Origin of the sequence: Streptomyces sp. NPDC002838 (assembly GCF_040295365.1) — a bacterium.
GTDB lineage: Bacteria > Actinomycetota > Actinomycetes > Streptomycetales > Streptomycetaceae > Streptomyces.
In genome coordinates, this window is sequence record NZ_JBEOVF010000023.1 from 60,100 (window position 1) to 75,919 (window position 15,820).

Sequence of the window (15,820 nt, forward strand, 5' to 3'; positions counted from 1 at the left end):
TGTCACGTCGGCAGGCCGTGACCTGAGGACTGCTGCGGGGTGAGGCCGTACTCGAAGAGGTCCAGCGCGCGGTCGACGAGGTCGAGGAGATCGTCCCGGAAGTCGTTCTCGGCCCAGTACAGGGAGATCTCCGACAGTCCCCCGATGAGGGATTTCGCGTAGACCCGCACCTCCAGGCTGCCCTGGTCGCGGCCGGTGCGCGCCGCGACGGCCTCGGCGAGCAGCTTGCCGGTGGCCGACATGCTCTCCAGCATCCGGGAGCGCACCGCGGGGACCTCGACCATCAGTCGCGCCCGGAGTCGGGTGACCTCGGGTTCCTCACTCATTCCGAGGCCGATGGCCTTCCGCATGATGTACCGCACGGAGTCCATCCACGGCTCGTCCGCGGGCCGGGCGCGCAGCTCCTGGAGCAGGATCTCGTCGTACTCGTCCGTGAGGACGATGTCCTCCTTCGTGGGGAAGTAGCGGAAGACCGTGGACGGCGACACCTCGGCGCGCTCGGCGATCTGTTCGATCGTGGTGGCGTCGTAACCCTGTTCCTGGATCAGCGCGTACGTCGCGTCGCGGATCGCCGTCCGGGTCTTGATCTTCTTCCGCTCACGAAGTCCCAGCTGGGGGCCGTCGGTGGAGGAAGCGGTGCGTGCGGGCGTCATGAGGGTCATTGTCGGGCATCGGCCTGCGGCGCGACCGTGTCCGGGCTCTCGGAGCGCTTGGCGGTGCCGGGCGGCAGGCTGCCGGGCAGGGGTGAAAAGAGAGTAGCTGTCAAAATATATGAGCTGTCAATCGGTGGTGGCTCTCGGGGCATCGAAAAGGCCACGGCTCGAAAGCCGTGGCCATGCGGGAGGGGCTGGTCTACGCGTGCTGGTACGCCACCAGTGAGATTCCGATGTAGTGCACCACGAACGCCGCCAGTGTGAACGAGTGGAACACCTCGTGGAAGCCGAACCAGCGCGGTGACGGGTTCGGTCGCTTGATGCCGTAGATCACCCCGCCCGCGCTGTAGAGCAGGCCGCCCACGATCACCAGGACCAGGACCGCGATGCCACCCGTGCGCATGAAGTCGGGCAGGAAGAAGACGGCCGCCCAGCCCATCGCGATGTAGCAGGGCGTGTAGAGCCAGCGCGGGGCGCCGACCCAGAAGACCCGGAAGAGTATGCCCGCCGCCGCGGCGCCCCAGATGCCCCACAGCAGCCACTGCCCCTTGGCGCCCGGCAGGAGCAGCATCGTCAGCGGCGTGTAGGTGCCCGCGATGATCAGGAAGATATTGGCGTGATCCAGTCGGCGCAGCACGCCGTCCATCCGTGGGCTCCAGTCGCCCCGGTGGTACAGCGCGCTCACGCCGAACAGCAGGCAGGCGGTCAGGGCGTAGATGCCGCAGGCGAGGCGGCCTCTGGGGGAGTCGGCGAGCGCGGTGAGCACCAGGCCCGCTATGAGTGCGGCCGGAAACATGCCGAGATGCAGCCACCCGCGGAGCTTGGGCTTGACCGGATGCGGCAGGGAGAGCGCGACGGGACCGCGGCCGGCGGCCGGCGTGTCCCTGGGCGCGTCGGAGGCGGACGCAGTCATGAGGGGCATCGTACCTACGGAACCGTAAGTTACGAACCGGTGTGCGAACAAGAGTGGCCATCGTCTCACGCGAGTTGAAGCGCTTGTGGCCGCCCCCTGAAGTGGACGTGGCCATCCTCACGCTCGCTCACCTGTGAGGCCCTCTGGACAGATGGGCACTCTCGTCGGATGATCAAATGAGTGCGGTCGGCACCGGATGAGCGCCCAAGATCGCATCCGGGTCGCAGCCCCCACGGGGCCTCCAGCTGAAAACCCTCATTAACCCCCTCATCTAGGAGCAATCGTGGCGCGCGACGAAGCGGCTCTCCCTGTCGTTCCCACCACCCACAAGGAACTGATCTCGTGGGTGAACGAGATCGCAGAACTGACGCAGCCGGACAGCGTGGTCTGGTGCGACGGATCCGAGGCCGAGTACGAGCGACTGTGCGAAGAGCTCGTGGCCAAGGGCACCTTCAAGAGGCTCGATCCGATCAAACGCCCCAACTCCTACTACGCCGCCTCCGACCCGACCGACGTCGCGCGCGTCGAGGACCGGACCTTCATCTGCTCCGAGAAGGAGGAGGACGCGGGCCCGACGAACCACTGGAAGGCGCCTTCCGAGATGCGGGAGATCTTCTCCGGTGAGAAGGGCGTCTTCCGCGGCTCGATGAAGGGCCGGACGATGTACGTCGTCCCGTTCTGCATGGGCCCCCTCGGCTCGGACCTTTCCGCGATCGGCGTCGAGATCACCGACTCCGCCTACGTCGCGGTGTCCATGCGCACCATGACCCGCATGGGGCAGCCGGTCCTGGACGAGCTGGGCTCCGACGGCTTCTTCGTGCGTGCCGTGCACACGCTCGGAGCACCGCTGGAGGAGGGCCAGGAGGACGTCCCCTGGCCGTGCAACAGCACCAAGTACATCTCCCACTTCCCGGAGACCCGCGAGATCTGGTCCTACGGCTCCGGCTACGGCGGCAACGCCCTGCTCGGCAAGAAGTGCTACGCCCTGCGCATCGCCTCCGTCATGGCCCGCGACGAGGGCTGGCTGGCCGAGCACATGCTCATCCTCAAGCTCACCCCTCCGCAGGGCGAGTCCAAGTACGTCGCCGCCGCCTTCCCGTCCGCCTGCGGCAAGACCAATCTCGCCATGCTGGAGCCCACGATCTCCGGCTGGACGGTCGAGACGATCGGCGACGACATCGCCTGGATGCGCTTCGGTGAGGACGGGCGGCTGTACGCCATCAACCCCGAGGCCGGTTTCTTCGGCGTCGCCCCCGGCACCGGTGAGCACACCAACGCCAACGCGATGAAGACGCTGTGGGGCAACTCCGTCTTCACCAACGTCGCCCTCACCGACGACAACGACATCTGGTGGGAGGGCATGACGGAGGAGACCCCGGCCCACCTGACGGACTGGAAGGGCAACGACTGGACGCCTCAGTCCGAGACCCCGGCCGCCCACCCCAACGCCCGCTTCACCGTCCCCGCCTCGCAGTGCCCGATCATCGCGCCCGAGTGGGAGGACCCCAAGGGCGTGCCGATCTTGGCGATTCTCTTCGGCGGGCGCCGCGCCACCGCCGTACCGCTGGTGACGGAGTCCTTCGACTGGAACCACGGCGTCTTCCTCGGCGCCAACGTGGCCTCCGAGAAGACCGCCGCCGCCGAGGGCAAGGTCGGCGAGCTGCGCCGCGACCCCTTCGCCATGCTGCCGTTCTGCGGCTACAACATGGGCGACTACATGGGCCACTGGGTCGACGTCGCCAAGGGCAAGGACCCGGCGAAGCTGCCGAAGATCTACTACGTCAACTGGTTCCGCAAGAACGACGAGGGCAAGTTCGTCTGGCCCGGCTTCGGCGAGAACAGCCGCGTCCTGAAGTGGATCGTGGAGCGCCTGGAGGGCAAGGCCGAGGGCGTCGAGACCCCGATCGGCATCCTGCCGGCCAAGGGGACGCTGGACACGAACGGTCTCGAACTGTCCGAGTCCGACCTCGACTTCCTCCTCACGGTCGACAAGGAGGTCTGGCGCGAGGAGGCCGCCCTGGTCCCCGAGCACCTCAACACCTTCGGCGAGCACACGCCCAAGGAGCTGTGGGACGAGTACCACGCGCTGGTGCGGCGCCTGGGCTGAGACAGCCCTCCCCCTACGCCGCGGCCGGCTCCGATCGTGCCCTGACCAGCAACATCGTCACGGCCGGCCGCGGTGACCCACCCCTGACCGGCGAGGTTCCGTACAACGGCGTGCGGGACCCCGGGCCTGTCGTCACCTTTCCGTCCGCCCCGACGGGAGGAAGGTGACGACAGGCCCTCGCCCTTGCGCTCACTTCGAGCGGTCCTCCAGGTACCGCGTGTGCGACTCCTGCCGCCGCGCCTCGGTCTCCCGTACCGCCGCGGCCAGCCGTTCGGCCTCCTCGTGCAGCAAGGTCAACTGCCGCTCCAGATGCCGTTCCGGTGACTCCTGACCCGGCGCCAGCCGCGTCCACCACCGCGTCCGTACGAACGCGTCGACCGCCTCCGGAACGTCCTGCCGTACGGCCCGGGACAGCGCGTGCACGCCCTCCGGGTCCTGGGCGAGCACCTCGGTGACCCAGCCGGGGTCCAGCAGCGCGGCCAGCAGCTCGGTCAGCTCGGTGAGCCGGCCCGCGGCGGCGGGCGGCAGCTCGACGTTCGCCAGATAGCCCCGGAGCCGCTCGAAGTCGGCCCGCACCTCGTCGAGCTGGGCCGACGGATCCGCGAAGTCGGGCAGCGGCGGCCGCTCCGGTGGGGCGATCAGCGCACCCGCCCCGTACAGACCGACCACGACCACGGGCCAGTACGGCCCCGCCACCCCCGCGAAGGTCAGCACCACGCCCACGAGCCCGCAGGCGCTCCCGGTGATGTTCTTACGGGACTCGAGACAGCCGAGGAACTTACTGGTAGCCACGGATCTCCTCGAAGGCGCCGTCCAGCGAGCCCTGCTGGGCGTCGAAGAGGCGGCCGCCGGTCAGCTCGGCGATGTGCTCCAGTTCGGACTTGTCGGAGTCGCCGAAGAGAATGGGGAAGACGGGGATGTCCTGGAAAGTGCTCTTGAGCCCCGTGTAGAAGAGCTCGAAGTGCTCCGCGTCCTCGCCGGTCGTGTTCTCGCCGTCCGTCATGAGCACGATGGACGAGAACGTGTCCCGGTCGACGGCCAGATGCCCGTACGCCGCCTCCAAGGACGTGTAGATCGCGGTGTCGCCCTCGGCGGTGAGCGCCTCGGTGTCGCGGCGGATCGCGTCGAGGCCGGTCTGCGGATCGGCGGGGTCCACGACATGCGTCCGTACGCTCTTCACCGCCGACCCGAACGGCATCAGCGTGACCTCCTCACGCTCACGGAAGTCGCTGGTGAGCCCGGTCAGCGCCGTCTTGAGCCGCGCCAGCCGGTCGCCCTTCATCGAGCCCGAGGTGTCCAGGACGTACACGGTCCTGGACGGGCGGCGCAGCTCGTTCTCGTAGGAGTCGAGCAGGCCGTCGGCGACGGACCGGCTGCCGGGGAAGGGCAGTTCGCGCCGGCGGTCGGTGTCGAGGCCGGCCGCGGGCGCTACGGAGGCGACGACCGGGCGGCGGTGCGTGCGCTCGCTGATCTCCCGCTGGATCTCCGGCGTGCGCAGGGCCTCGGTCAGACGGCGCACGTCCTCGCGGGTGGTCGCGTTCGTGGCCGCGAGGGAGGAGAGCGGGTAGTCGGCGGTGACGACCCCGTCTCGGGGGCGGATCACGGTGAGCCCGGGGATGCCCTTGAGGACGGACTCGTAGTTGAGCAGGGCGTCCACGTTCCCGCGCCGCTCGTAGGCGGTCGCCAGCCAGCCCGACGAACCCGACGTCAGCTGCTGCCCCCGGAAGAACTCCTTCAGCCGGGGCGCGGCCTTGGTGACGTCCGCGTCCGTGAGCGCGGACTGGGCGCCGGAGAGGGCGGAGGCGACCGAGACGAGCGTGGAGAAGCCGGAGTTGGAGCGGGCCGGGTCGGTCATGCCGTACGTCAGCTTCCCGTCGCGCACGGCCTGCTCGATCCGGGACCAGGTGACGTCGTCCGGCTGCCAGCCCAGCTTCCGTACGGTGGCCGCCTTCACCCCGATCGCGACCGGGCTCGACATGACCGGGGTCTCGGAGAACACCTTCTTCGCCGCGTCGGGTCGCAGACGCAGATAGTCGTTGGACGACAGCCACAGAGCGTCGTACCGCCCGTCCGCCTCGCCCTTCGCCAGCAGTTCCACGGCGTCCAGGGTGCCCATGTAGGTGGGCCGGACCTTGATGCCCGTGTCCTTCTCGACCCGGTCGAGGACCGGGGCCATGTCGCTGAGCTCGCTGGAGGCGAGGACACGGAGGGTGCCGGGTTCGGGCGAGGCGGGGTCGTCCGGCTTCTCGGCCGTGGTGCAGGCCGTCAGCAGGGCGATCGCCGCGACGGCGACGGCCAGGGGGCGTCCCATACCCCGCCTCATACCTCGTCTCATGTGAGGCCGCCTTCCAGCGCGCCCTGCGACCGGCTGCGCTCCAAGTACGCGCTCGCGTGCTGGAGTTCCGAGGTCAGGGACTCCACGGTGGCCGCCATCGCCTCGGTCGCCTGGACCTTGTAGGTGTCGATCGCGTCGAGGGTGCGGTAGATCTGCTGGAAGGCGGTGCGCAGGGTGTCGGCGCCCACCGCCGGGTCGGCGGCGATCCGCTGGATCTCCCCGCTCTGGGTCGCCAGCATCTCGGCGTTGCCCCGGATCAGATCCTCCGTCGTCCCGCGCAGAGCGTTGACCTGGTCCACGACCTTCTTCTGGTTGTCGAGCGCGGAGGCCAGCATCACGGAGATACGCAGCGCGGACACGGTGGTGGTGGCCGCGCGGTCGACGCCCTTGATCAGCTCCTCGTTGTTGCGTCGTACGACGTCCATCGCCAGGTAGCCCTGCGCGCACACCGCGAGCTGGGTGAGCAGGTCCTGGTGCTTCTGCCGGACGGGGAAGAGCACGTCGGCCCGGAGAGTGTCGGCCTGGGCCGGGTCGGTGGCCTCCGTCGTCGTGATGTGCTGCTCCACGGCCGTGTCCAGGGCCTCGGTCAGCACGACGTACTCCTGGAGCTTGCCCATGGTCTCCCACAGACGGACCCGCTCGGTCTGCAACGCGGCGTTGTCACGCCGCAGCTCGTCCTGACCGCCCCGCAGGGAGCCCACGATCTTGTTCAGCGTCCCCTGTGCGGAGGCGTACTTGGCGACGTGGTCGCGCAGCTTGTTGCCGCCGGGCAGCCGGGACAGGAACTTGCGCCCCTTGGCGGCGGGAAGGTCCCGCGGGTCCAGGTCCTCCACCACCCGCCGGAGTTCGACGAGCGAACCCGCCACCTGGGACTGCGCGTCGCCTCCCTTGGACGGCAGGCTGCGCACGGTCCGCTCCAGCATCCGGTTGGACTGCGCGGAGGCGCTGCGCATCTCCCCGGCGCCCAGCGCGGTGATCTCCCCGACCTTGCCGGCGAACTCGGGGGAGCGGGCGTCGAGGGCGGCGAGGCCCTCGACGTACGCGGAGGCCTTCTTGGCCATGTCCGTACGGACGCCCTCATCGACGGGGACGAGTCCGCCGGCCTTCTCCCGGGGTACGGGTGTGACGGCCTCGGGCGGGGTGAGAGTGAAAGTGTCGTCGGTGGGCATGTGCGGTTCCCCCCTATCCGCGCGCCCGGCGCGCCATCTCGTGCAGCACCTCGGAGGTGGGCACGGGCGCCTGCCGGATGCCGGTCAGCTTCTGGTTGAGGTACGCGGCGTGGGCGGCGGTCGCCTCGGTGAACTCGGCCGTGGCGCCCTGCGGCCGGAACCCGTGCCGCACGGCCAGCTCGCGCAGGGCCGGGTCGCTGCCGAGGAGTTCGCCGAGCGCGCGGCCGTCGTCCGTGAGCGGTACGACGGTGTGGTCGCTGTTGGCGGTGGTGTCCGGGTAGAGGACGGTGAGGTCGTCGAAGCTCTGCTTGTCATGGAGCAGGGCGGCGACCTGGGACTCGTAGACGAGCACGAGCGGGTTGCCGGCGCCGCTGACGAAGTCCCGGAAGGCCGCGTCCGTACTGGACTGCTGGGCGCCCTGGACGCTGACCAGCTTGCGCATCAGGGGCGCGGTGCGGTCGACGTCGGCGGTGCTCGCGGCCACCTTGCCGCCGGCGGCGACGTAGGAGGCGGCGGCGAGGTAGAGGGCGCCGGAGTTGGAGGTCTCCGGGTCGGTGGTCGCGATGTAGAGGGTGCCGGTGAGTTCCCCGTACTTCTCGGCGCCCTTGAGCTGCTGCCAGGTCCGGTCGCGCTCGGCGGCGTCGAGGTAGGCGCCCATCTTCAGGGTGCCGCGGTTCTTGCCGAGGACGGCGAGCCCGTTGTCCGCGAGCACCTCGGCGGCCCCGCGGTGGGCCACCACGACGAGCGGCGAGTAGAAGGGCACGGGCAGGGGCTGCCGGGCCTTGTACTTCGCGGCGAGCTCGTCGGCGGGCGCCTGGCTGGACGGGAAGGCGAGGTCGTAGCCCTTGAGGTCCAGGCCCTCCATGGCCCAGGACCCGGAGGTCTCCGCCTGCACGGTGTAGCCCTCGGCGGCGAGGGCCTTCACCACGTCGGGATCGGCGAAGAACTCCGCCTTCTCCGATCCGATCACTGCGCGCACGGTCTTCGTTGCCGTGCCGTTGTCCCCGTTGTCCCGGCCCGCTACGACGGCTGCCACCACTCCGCCGACCAGCAGCACCGCGAGGACGATTCCTGCGATACGTCTCACGTTGAGGAGCGTGCTCGCGGAACCCAACATTCCCAGGCGAATCGGATGAACGGGGGGCGACTACGCGGACCCGGTATGCAACAGGAATGCGCCATTCCGTGACCCGCACGGTGGCCGATGGAACCTCGAAGCCGACGCCCGCTCAAAGCCCCGGCTCAGGCCGACGCAGTGCGTGGCGCCCGGCCCGCGCGTCGCTGCGGGTGCGCGCGGACCGGGGCCGACCGGGGGTGCCCTGCCTCGGGCTCGGTGAAGGTCAGTGGGACGCGAGTTCGCGGGGCTCCAGGGCTTCGGTGTGTGCGTCCATGCGCTCGGCGGAGAGGATCGCCGCCGCCGTGTCGGCGCGGGAGGCCGCGACGACCAGGGCGCGGCCCGCCAGCGCGTGCGCCCGGCGGTGTACGGCCGCGAGATTCGACTGCCCGCCGACAGTCGTGAGCGGCGCCCGGGCCGGCGTACGTCCTGCCCGCAGCCGGGTCACCTGCTCGGCGAGCCGGTCGGCCGCGGTGTCCAGATCGGCGGACGGGGCCAGCGCACGCAGTTCGTCCGTGACGGCGAGCAGTGCGGCGAGATGGCCGGCGAGCTGGATGTCCAGCTCTTCCTCACGGGAGCGGTGCGGGAAGTCGGAGGTGGTGCCGGCCATCGTGCTGTGGACCGACTTGGTGCGGATCGGTTCGTACATGGGGATGGCCTCCTGTGCTGTCAGGAAGCCATCCTAGCTTAGATTTCGTCTAAAGTTGAGTGATTCACAAAACAGGACCGCGTGCACACGAAGGGTGAACGGCCTTCCCCCACGGCCTTCACGGCTGGCTGTAACCATCCAGGAAGTTCCCGATCCGAGTGATCGCCGATCGCAGGTCCCCCGTCGTCGGCAGGGTCACCACCCGGAAGTGGTCCGGCTCGGGCCAGTTGAAGCCGGTGCCCTGGACGACCATGATCTTCTCCTGGCGCAGCAGGTCCAGGACCATCTGCCGGTCGTCCTTGATCTTGAAGACCTCGGGGTCGAGGCGCGGGAAGAGATACAGCGCCCCCTTCGGCTTCACGCAGCTCACACCGGGGATCTGGGTCAGCAGCTCGTACGCCACGTCCCGCTGCTCGCGCAGCCGCCCGCCGGGCAGTACCAGGTCGTTGATGGTCTGCCGCCCGCTGAGCGCGGCGACGACCCCGTGCTGCCCCGGCATGTTCGCGCACAGCCGCATGTTCGCCAGGATCGTCAGACCCTCGATATACGAATCGGCATGCGCACGCGGCCCGGAGATCGACATCCACCCGACTCGGTACCCCGCCACCCGATAGGCCTTCGACATGCCGTTGAAGGTCAGCGTCAGCAGATCCGGGGCCACCGCGGCGGTCGGCGTGTGCGTGGCGTCGTCGTACAGGATCTTGTCGTAGATCTCGTCGGAGCAGACCAGCAGATTGTGGCGGCGGGCGATGTCGGTCAGCCCGCGGAGCATCGCCTCGTCGTACACGGCCCCCGTCGGGTTGTTGGGGTTGATGATGACGATGGCCTTGGTGCGGTCGGTGACCTTCCGCTCCACGTCCGCGAGGTCGGGCATCCAGTCGGCCTGCTCGTCGCACCGGTAGTGGACGGCCGTACCGCCGGACAGGGAGACGGCCGCGGTCCACAACGGATAGTCGGGCGCGGGCACGAGCACCTCGTCGCCGTCGTCCAGCAGCCCCTGCATCGCCATCACGATCAGCTCGGAGACGCCGTTGCCGATGAAGACGTGCTCGACGTCCGTCTCGACGCCGAGGGTCTGGTTGTGCATGACGACGGCCCGGCGTGCGGCGAGGAGTCCCTTCGCGTCGCCGTAGCCGTGGGCCGATGACACGTTCCGGAGGATGTCCTCCAGGATCTCGGGCGGACACTCGAACCCGAAGGCGGCCGGATTCCCGGTGTTGAGCTTGAGGATGCGGTGACCTGCCGCTTCCAGGCGCATCGCCTCCTCGAGAACCGGGCCCCGGATCTCGTAACAGACGTTGGCGAGCTTGGTCGACTGGATCACCTGCATGTCTGGGAGCTTACGGCCCGGTAACGCATCGTGGGCCGTGTTTTCCACCACGTGAGACGCGCCGGTTTGGGCGGGTATCGCCGGTCGCTGTCCCACGAACCCCACCCGTCCCTACAATGCGCCGCCATGTCGAGGCCACCTCAGTACGACAACGGGACGTACGGAACGAATGCCACGACCGGCCCCTACGGCGTACCCGGGGACGGCGACCCCCTGGAGCCGCCGAACGTGTACCACCCTCGGGCCGAGTCGACCCCCGCGTACGAGGAGTACGCCGATCCGGCGGCCGCGCATGGCTGGCGGGACGTCTATGACCGCGGGTACGAGGACACTCGCGAGATGCCTTCGGTGGTGGGGGACGGGGGCGAGGGTGGGCATCCAGGGGTGGCTGGGCATCCGGGCGTGGATGTGGATGGGCGTCTGGGTGTGGGCGGGGGTTCGGGGCAGGCTGGCCGTCCGGGCGTGGACGGGCACCTGGGTGTGAGTGGTCATCCGGGGGAGGCCGGCCGTCTGGGCGTGGGGGGCCGTCTGGGGGTGAGCGGTCGTCCGGCGGTGAGCGGTTGTCCGGGCGAGGTCGGACATCCGGGCGTGGGCGGCCTGGCCGGCGTGGGTGGGATTCCTGGCTCGGATGACGGGTTCGGGTCGGGCGGCAGTTCGGAGTCGGGGCGTCGGCCCGGTGTGGGTGGGGTTTCTGATGCGGGCGGTCATTCCGGCGTGGGCGGCCATGTCGGCGCGGGCGAACTGCCCGGCATGGGCGAACTGCCCAGCGCGGGTGAACGGCTCAGCGCACGTGAACGGCTCAGCGCACGTGAACCGCTCAGCGCACGTGGACCGCTCAGTGCGGGCGACCTTCCCAGCGCAGGCGGGAGCCTCGGTGTCGACAGCCGGCCTGGCTCGGACGACGGCGAGGGAGTCGAAGCGGGGCGCCGGACCGTCCCGGATCGCCGCCTCGGCTCCGGCCGCCCTTCCCGGCGTAAGCCGAAGGCGTGGCGGTCGCGTCGTGTGGTCGCCGCTGGGGCGGTCGGGGTCGTGTCGGCGGCCGCGTTGATCGTCGGGTTCTCCCTCTCTGCGGGGTCGTCCGGCAGGGAGGAGGGCAAGGGCGACCGTACGACTCCGGCGGTGGGGGATTCCGCGGCGCCCACGGACGCGGACGCCTCCGCCGGGGCGGCGGCCGGCGACCGTCCGTCGGGCGGCCCGGGCGACTCGGAGGAGGGGCCGGGTGGTTCGGGCGGCACGGGGTTGTCCGAGAGTGCGTCCGTGACCCCGAGCGCCTCGACGAACCGTTCCACGTCCGAGGGCGGGGACAACGGGTCCCAGGCCGAGCCGACCCCTACCGCCACCGCGGACCCCACCACCTCCTCCGCCCCCACCTCGGCGCCAGGCAACTCCGACCGAAAGCCCGGGCGCGGTCAGGGCGGCACCAAGGGCCCCAAGTAGTCGCGTCAGCAGTGCGAATCGGCCAAGTGGAGGCCTGAAACAACTCCTTGCTCCCACGCGCCCCTCGATTGACAATGCGCATGACAAAACTGCGGGTGGCCGGAAGATTTCCGGTCACCCTCGTCGTACAGAGGGGACCCCCACATGAGAAAACCTCTCGTCGCCGCGCTCTTCGCCCTGGTGATCGCCGGGGCCGGCGCGGCACCGGCGGTCGCGGCACCCGCTCCCGCAGAGGAAGCCGCCGCCCCCGCCGTCCAGGCCGTCACCTTCGCCGGCACCGTCTCGCTCAGCAACTGCTCCGGCTCCGTGATCCGCTTCCCGGGCTCGGAGGACAACGACCCGGCGATGGTGATGTCCAACGGCCACTGCCTGGAGTCCGGCTTCCCGGCGGCCGGCCAAGTCATCGTCGACCGCGCCTCCAGCCGCACCTTCGGCCTGCTCAACTCCGCCGGCACGCGGATCGCCACCCTGCGCGCCAGCAAGATCGCCTACGCGACGATGACCGACACGGACGTCGCGCTGTACCAGCTCACCACCACATACGCGCAGATCAAGAGCTCGTACGGCATCACCGCGCTCACCCTCAACGACACCCACCCGGTGGCCGGCACCGCCATCACGGTCGCCTCCGGCTACTGGAAGCGGCTGTACAACTGCAACATCGACGGGTTCGTGTACCGCATGAAGGAGGGCAGCTGGACCTGGAAGGACTCGGTCCGCTACACCTCCGCCTGCCAGACCATCGGCGGCACCTCCGGCTCCCCGGTCATCGACCAGGCCACCGGCAGGGTCGTCGCCGTCAACAACACCGGCAACGAGGACGGCGAGTCCTGCACGGTGAACAACCCCTGCGAGGTCGACGCGAGCGGCAACGTCACCGTCCGCCAGGGCATCAACTACGCCCAGGAGACCTACCAGATCCCCGCCTGCTTCGGTCTGGACAACAAGCTGGACCTGAGCCGCAGCGGGTGCACCCTGCCCAAGCCGTAGTTCCGCGAACGGCGGGCGGTCATACGGGAGTACGGCGCACCGCCCGCCCCGCCAGTACGTCCGTCCGCCGCCCGTCCTCGATCACGAACCGGCCGTCGATCAGGACGTACGGAATGCCCGTCGGCAGCGTGCGCGGCTCCTCGAAGGTGGAGCCCGCCGCGACCGTCGCCGGGTCGAAGAGGACCAGGTCGGCCCGGTACCCCTCACGGACCAGCCCGCGGTCCGGCAGGCGCAGCCGGGCCGCCGGGCGCGCGGTGAGGTGGGCGACGCACTCCTCCAGCGACAGCACGCCCAACTCCCGCACGTACCGGCCGAGATACTGCGGGAAGGTGCCGTACGCCCGAGGGTGCGGCTTGGCGCCCTGGAGGATGCCGTCGGAGCCGCCCGTGTGGACGCGGTGGCGCATGATCGCCCGGACGTTCTCCTCGTGGCCGACGTGCTGGAGGATCGTCGAGCCGAGCCGGTCCTCCAGCAACAGGCGGCGGGCGGTGACCCAAGGGGCCTCACCGAGCCGCTGCGCCGACTCCTGCACCGTACGGCCGACATGGTCCGCCAGGGCCGGATTCGTCACGCCCGAGATCTCGATCGTGTCCCACTCGACGGGCACTCCGTGGCAGCCGTCCGCGCCCACGACCTCCAGGTGGTGGCGGATGCGGGCGGCCGTCTCCTCGTCCGTCAGCCGCTTGAGGATCTCCTCCGGGCCGCCCTCGCTCGCCCAGCTCGGCAGCAGCGCGGCCAGCGTGGTAGAGCCGGGCGTGTAGGGGTAGGTGTCGAGGCTGATGTCGGCTCCGGCGGCCAGCGCCTCGTCCAGCAGGGACAGCAGCTCGGGCGCGCGGTCCTTGTTCACGCCGAAGTTCATGGTGGCGTGCGCCAGGTGGAGCGGGCAGCCGGCCTCCCGGGTCAGGGCGACCATCTCCTCGTACGCCTCGAGGGCGCCGGCCCCGTACGAGCGGTGATGCGGGCAGTAGTAGCCGCCGTACTCCGCCACCACCCGGCACAGCTCGGTCAGTTCCGCGTCCTTGGCGTACATGCCGGGCGTGTAGGTCAGCCCCGACGACATGCCGACCGCGCCCTGTTCCATGCCCTCGGCGACCAGCTGCCGCATGCGGTCCAGCTCTTCGGGTGTGGCCTCCCGGTCCTCCCACCCGACGGCCAGGGCACGGACCGTGCCCTGGGGGATGAGATAGGCCGCGTTCACGGCGATCCCGCGATCCAGCCGGTCCAGGTACTCGCCCACCGACCGCCAGTCGAAGTCGATGTCGTCGCCGTATCCGTTCCAGCCGGTGATCGCACGGCGGACCTCGGCGAGCGTACGGTCGTCGACCGGCGCGTACGACAGCCCGTCCTGGCCGAGGACTTCGAGGGTGACGCCCTGCGCGGCCTTGGCACTGTGGTCGGGGTCGCGGAGCAGGGCGAGGTCGCTGTGGGCGTGCATGTCGATGAAGCCGGGTGAGAGGACGAGCCCCTCGGCGTCCAGCTCCCGCCGCGCCTTGGGACGTTGACAGCCCGCAGCCGCGGCCTCCTGGACGATTCCCACGATCCGGCCGCCGTCCACGACCACATCGGCGCGGTACGACGGACCGCCGGAGCCGTCCACGACGTCCGCGTCCCGGATGACGAGCTCTTCCATGACCGGCCCTCTCTCCAGCAGCTCTCTAGAAGAACGTACGGATGTAGTCGACGACCGTGCCGTCCGCCTCGGCGACCGGAATGAGCTGCCACTTGTCGAACGACGTGCACGGGTGGGACAGGCCGAGGCCGACCCAGTCGCCGACTTCCAGGTCCGCCTCTGGGGTGGTGCGCAGCCACGCGTGCTGGTCGGACAGGGCGGTCACCTCGATCCCGGTGGCGGGGCACTCGACGCCGTCCCGGCGGACGACCTGGGCGAAGGGCAGATCGAGGTCGTACGCCGCGTCCCGCTTGCCCGCGTTGAGGAAGGCCTGCTCGGCGGAGGGCCGGGACACCACCTGCGTCCAGAGGCGGAAGGCCGGTTCCAGCGTGCCCTCCTGGGGGACGCGGTTGAAGGGCGTGATCTTGCGGTAGTGGCCGTCGTCGTGGGAGACGTACGCGCCCGAACGCAGCAACTTCAGGACCGGAGCCGACAGTTCGGGGATCTCGGCGAAGACGTCGGCCACCGCGTCGAACCAGGCGCTGCCACCCGCGCTGACGACGATCTCGTCCAGCCCGGCCCCCGCGAACCGCCCCGCCTTGTCGAAGTCGACGGCCAGGGCGACCAGCCGCCGCAGCCAGGCGTGCACCCGTTCGGGGTCGGCCCGCGGGACCTCGCCCTCGTAGCCGGCGACGCCGACGAGGCGCAGGGTGCGCGTGGCGGCCACCGCGTCGGCGACCGCCGCGCACTCCGCCTCCGTACGGACGCCGGTGCGGGCGCCTTCGCCCGCGGCCAGCTCGACGACGACGTCCAGGGGGCGGTCGGCTCCTCGCAGTGCCGCGTCCATGAGCTCCACTCCGCGCACGGAGTCGACGTAACAGATGAGGCGGAAGCCGGGGTCGGCGTCGAGCTGGGCGGAGATCCAGCGCAGGGCGGCCGGGTCGACCAGCTCGTTCGCGAGGAAGACACGCTGGACGCCGAACGCCCGCGCCGCCCGCACCTGGTGCGGCATCGCGAGCGTGATGCCCCACGCCCCGTGCTCGATCTGGCGCCGGAAGAGCTGGGGTGCCATGGAGGTCTTGCCGTGCGGGGCGAAGGTGAGGCCGTGGCGGGCCGCGTACGTCTGCATGAGCTCGAGGTTGTGTTCCAGGCGCTCGGCGGAGAGGGCGAGCACGGGGGTGGCGAAGCCCCCGGTGAAGAGGTTGCGGCGCTGGGCGGCCAGCTCGCCGACGGTCAGGCCGTCGGCGTCCGGCGGGAGGCCCTTGAAACGGTGGTCGAGGCGTTCCTCTGCGAGGTGGGCGAGCGCTTCGACGGCCATGGAGCCTCCCTGATCCGAGCGTTGCACTGTCTGCAACGCTCATTGCGTATATCGCTTACTGCTGTCTAACATCTCGGCCAACGCGGGGTCAACGGAGCCGCCGCCCCCCGCGCGACGACGAGGAGCTACGACCATCGTGACCCCCACGGGACCCTGCAATGCCCCCGACGTCGTGGACGTCGTCGCGCTCGGCGAG

The 15,820-nt window shown here is 70.1% G+C and carries 13 protein-coding genes; 3 read left to right on the forward strand and 10 right to left on the reverse strand.

The genetic code is table 11. The features are described 5' to 3' along the window. Nucleotides 1-2 precede the first annotated feature (2 nt). Complete coding sequence (locus ABT063_RS27150) at nt 3-653, reverse strand: TetR/AcrR family transcriptional regulator (protein ID WP_351061469.1); 651 nt, start codon at nt 651-653, stop codon at nt 3-5. 199 nt (nt 654-852) lie between these two features. Further along, a complete protein-coding gene (gene trhA / locus ABT063_RS27155; protein WP_351061472.1) occupies nt 853-1,566 on the reverse strand; it encodes a PAQR family membrane homeostasis protein TrhA in 714 nt (237 codons plus the stop codon). A gap of 283 nt (nt 1,567-1,849) precedes the next feature. Here trhA and ABT063_RS27160 point away from each other — a divergent pair, with 283 nt between their 5' ends. Then, nucleotides 1,850-3,673, forward strand: coding sequence for a phosphoenolpyruvate carboxykinase (GTP) (locus tag ABT063_RS27160; RefSeq protein WP_351061475.1), 1,824 nt, complete (start codon nt 1,850-1,852; stop codon nt 3,671-3,673). Between the two features lie 189 nt (nt 3,674-3,862). Here the strand turns inward: ABT063_RS27160 and ABT063_RS27165 are convergent, their stop codons facing one another. The 6 genes from ABT063_RS27165 to ABT063_RS27190 all read right to left on the reverse strand — a co-directional run bounded on the left by ABT063_RS27165 (nt 3,863) and on the right by ABT063_RS27190 (nt 10,270). Further along, the gene (locus tag ABT063_RS27165; protein ID WP_351061477.1) at nt 3,863-4,465 is read right to left on the reverse strand and encodes a hypothetical protein; all 603 of its coding nucleotides are present in this window, start codon (nt 4,463-4,465) and stop codon (nt 3,863-3,865) included. After that, nucleotides 4,452-5,984, reverse strand: a complete 1,533-nt coding sequence (locus tag ABT063_RS27170) for a substrate-binding and vWA domain-containing protein (protein ID WP_502990897.1) — start codon at nt 5,982-5,984, stop codon at nt 4,452-4,454. The genes ABT063_RS27165 and ABT063_RS27170 overlap by 14 nt, the downstream gene beginning before the upstream one ends. 20 nt (nt 5,985-6,004) lie before the next feature. Further along, nucleotides 6,005-7,177 carry a toxic anion resistance protein gene (locus tag ABT063_RS27175; RefSeq protein WP_351061483.1) on the reverse strand — a complete coding sequence of 391 codons (1,173 nt, stop codon included), beginning with the start codon at nt 7,175-7,177 and terminating at the stop codon, nt 6,005-6,007. A 13-nt stretch (nt 7,178-7,190) separates the two neighbouring features. Next, nucleotides 7,191-8,264, reverse strand: coding sequence for a substrate-binding domain-containing protein (locus ABT063_RS27180; RefSeq protein WP_351061485.1), 1,074 nt, complete (start codon nt 8,262-8,264; stop codon nt 7,191-7,193). Nucleotides 8,265-8,517: 253 nt separating this feature from the next. Then, on the reverse strand, nt 8,518-8,940 hold the full coding sequence (locus ABT063_RS27185; RefSeq protein WP_351061488.1) for an SCO4983 family protein: 423 nt from the start codon (nt 8,938-8,940) through the stop codon (nt 8,518-8,520). A gap of 118 nt (nt 8,941-9,058) precedes the next feature. After that, on the reverse strand, nt 9,059-10,270 hold the full coding sequence (locus tag ABT063_RS27190) for a pyridoxal phosphate-dependent aminotransferase (protein WP_351061491.1): 1,212 nt from the start codon (nt 10,268-10,270) through the stop codon (nt 9,059-9,061). 126 nt (nt 10,271-10,396) lie between these two features. On the opposite strand from ABT063_RS27190, the gene ABT063_RS27195 reads away from it, so the two are divergent. Further along, nucleotides 10,397-11,707, forward strand: a complete 1,311-nt coding sequence (locus tag ABT063_RS27195; protein WP_351061494.1) for a hypothetical protein — start codon at nt 10,397-10,399, stop codon at nt 11,705-11,707. A gap of 144 nt (nt 11,708-11,851) precedes the next feature. Further along, the gene (locus ABT063_RS27200) at nt 11,852-12,697 is read left to right on the forward strand and encodes a S1 family peptidase (protein WP_351061497.1); all 846 of its coding nucleotides are present in this window, start codon (nt 11,852-11,854) and stop codon (nt 12,695-12,697) included. A 19-nt stretch (nt 12,698-12,716) separates the two neighbouring features. On the opposite strand, the gene ABT063_RS27205 is transcribed toward ABT063_RS27200, so the two are convergent. Together ABT063_RS27205 and ABT063_RS27210 are read right to left on the reverse strand one after the other, a co-directional pair. Beyond that, nucleotides 12,717-14,327 (reverse strand): N-acyl-D-amino-acid deacylase family protein, encoded by a 1,611-nt coding sequence (locus tag ABT063_RS27205; protein WP_351061500.1) that lies wholly within the window; start codon nt 14,325-14,327, stop codon nt 12,717-12,719. Between the two features lie 25 nt (nt 14,328-14,352). Next, a complete protein-coding gene (locus tag ABT063_RS27210; RefSeq protein ID WP_351061503.1) occupies nt 14,353-15,624 on the reverse strand; it encodes an amino acid deaminase in 1,272 nt (423 codons plus the stop codon). Nucleotides 15,625-15,820 lie beyond the last annotated feature (196 nt).

Coding starts and splice junctions, on each gene's coding strand:
- ABT063_RS27185 (WP_351061488.1), bottom strand. CDS start 8,940: ATGTACGAACCGATCCGCACCAAGTCGGTCCACAGCACGATGGCCGGC.
- ABT063_RS27200 (WP_351061497.1), top strand. CDS start 11,852: ATGAGAAAACCTCTCGTCGCCGCGCTCTTCGCCCTGGTGATCGCCGGG.
- ABT063_RS27175 (WP_351061483.1), bottom strand. CDS start 7,177: ATGCCCACCGACGACACTTTCACTCTCACCCCGCCCGAGGCCGTCACA.
- ABT063_RS27210 (WP_351061503.1), bottom strand. CDS start 15,624: ATGGCCGTCGAAGCGCTCGCCCACCTCGCAGAGGAACGCCTCGACCAC.
- ABT063_RS27170 (WP_502990897.1), bottom strand. CDS start 5,984: ATGGGACGCCCCCTGGCCGTCGCCGTCGCGGCGATCGCCCTGCTGACG.
- ABT063_RS27205 (WP_351061500.1), bottom strand. CDS start 14,327: ATGGAAGAGCTCGTCATCCGGGACGCGGACGTCGTGGACGGCTCCGGC.
- trhA (WP_351061472.1), bottom strand. CDS start 1,566: ATGACTGCGTCCGCCTCCGACGCGCCCAGGGACACGCCGGCCGCCGGC.
- ABT063_RS27150 (WP_351061469.1), bottom strand. CDS start 653: ATGACGCCCGCACGCACCGCTTCCTCCACCGACGGCCCCCAGCTGGGA.
- ABT063_RS27190 (WP_351061491.1), bottom strand. CDS start 10,270: ATGCAGGTGATCCAGTCGACCAAGCTCGCCAACGTCTGTTACGAGATC.
- ABT063_RS27195 (WP_351061494.1), top strand. CDS start 10,397: ATGTCGAGGCCACCTCAGTACGACAACGGGACGTACGGAACGAATGCC.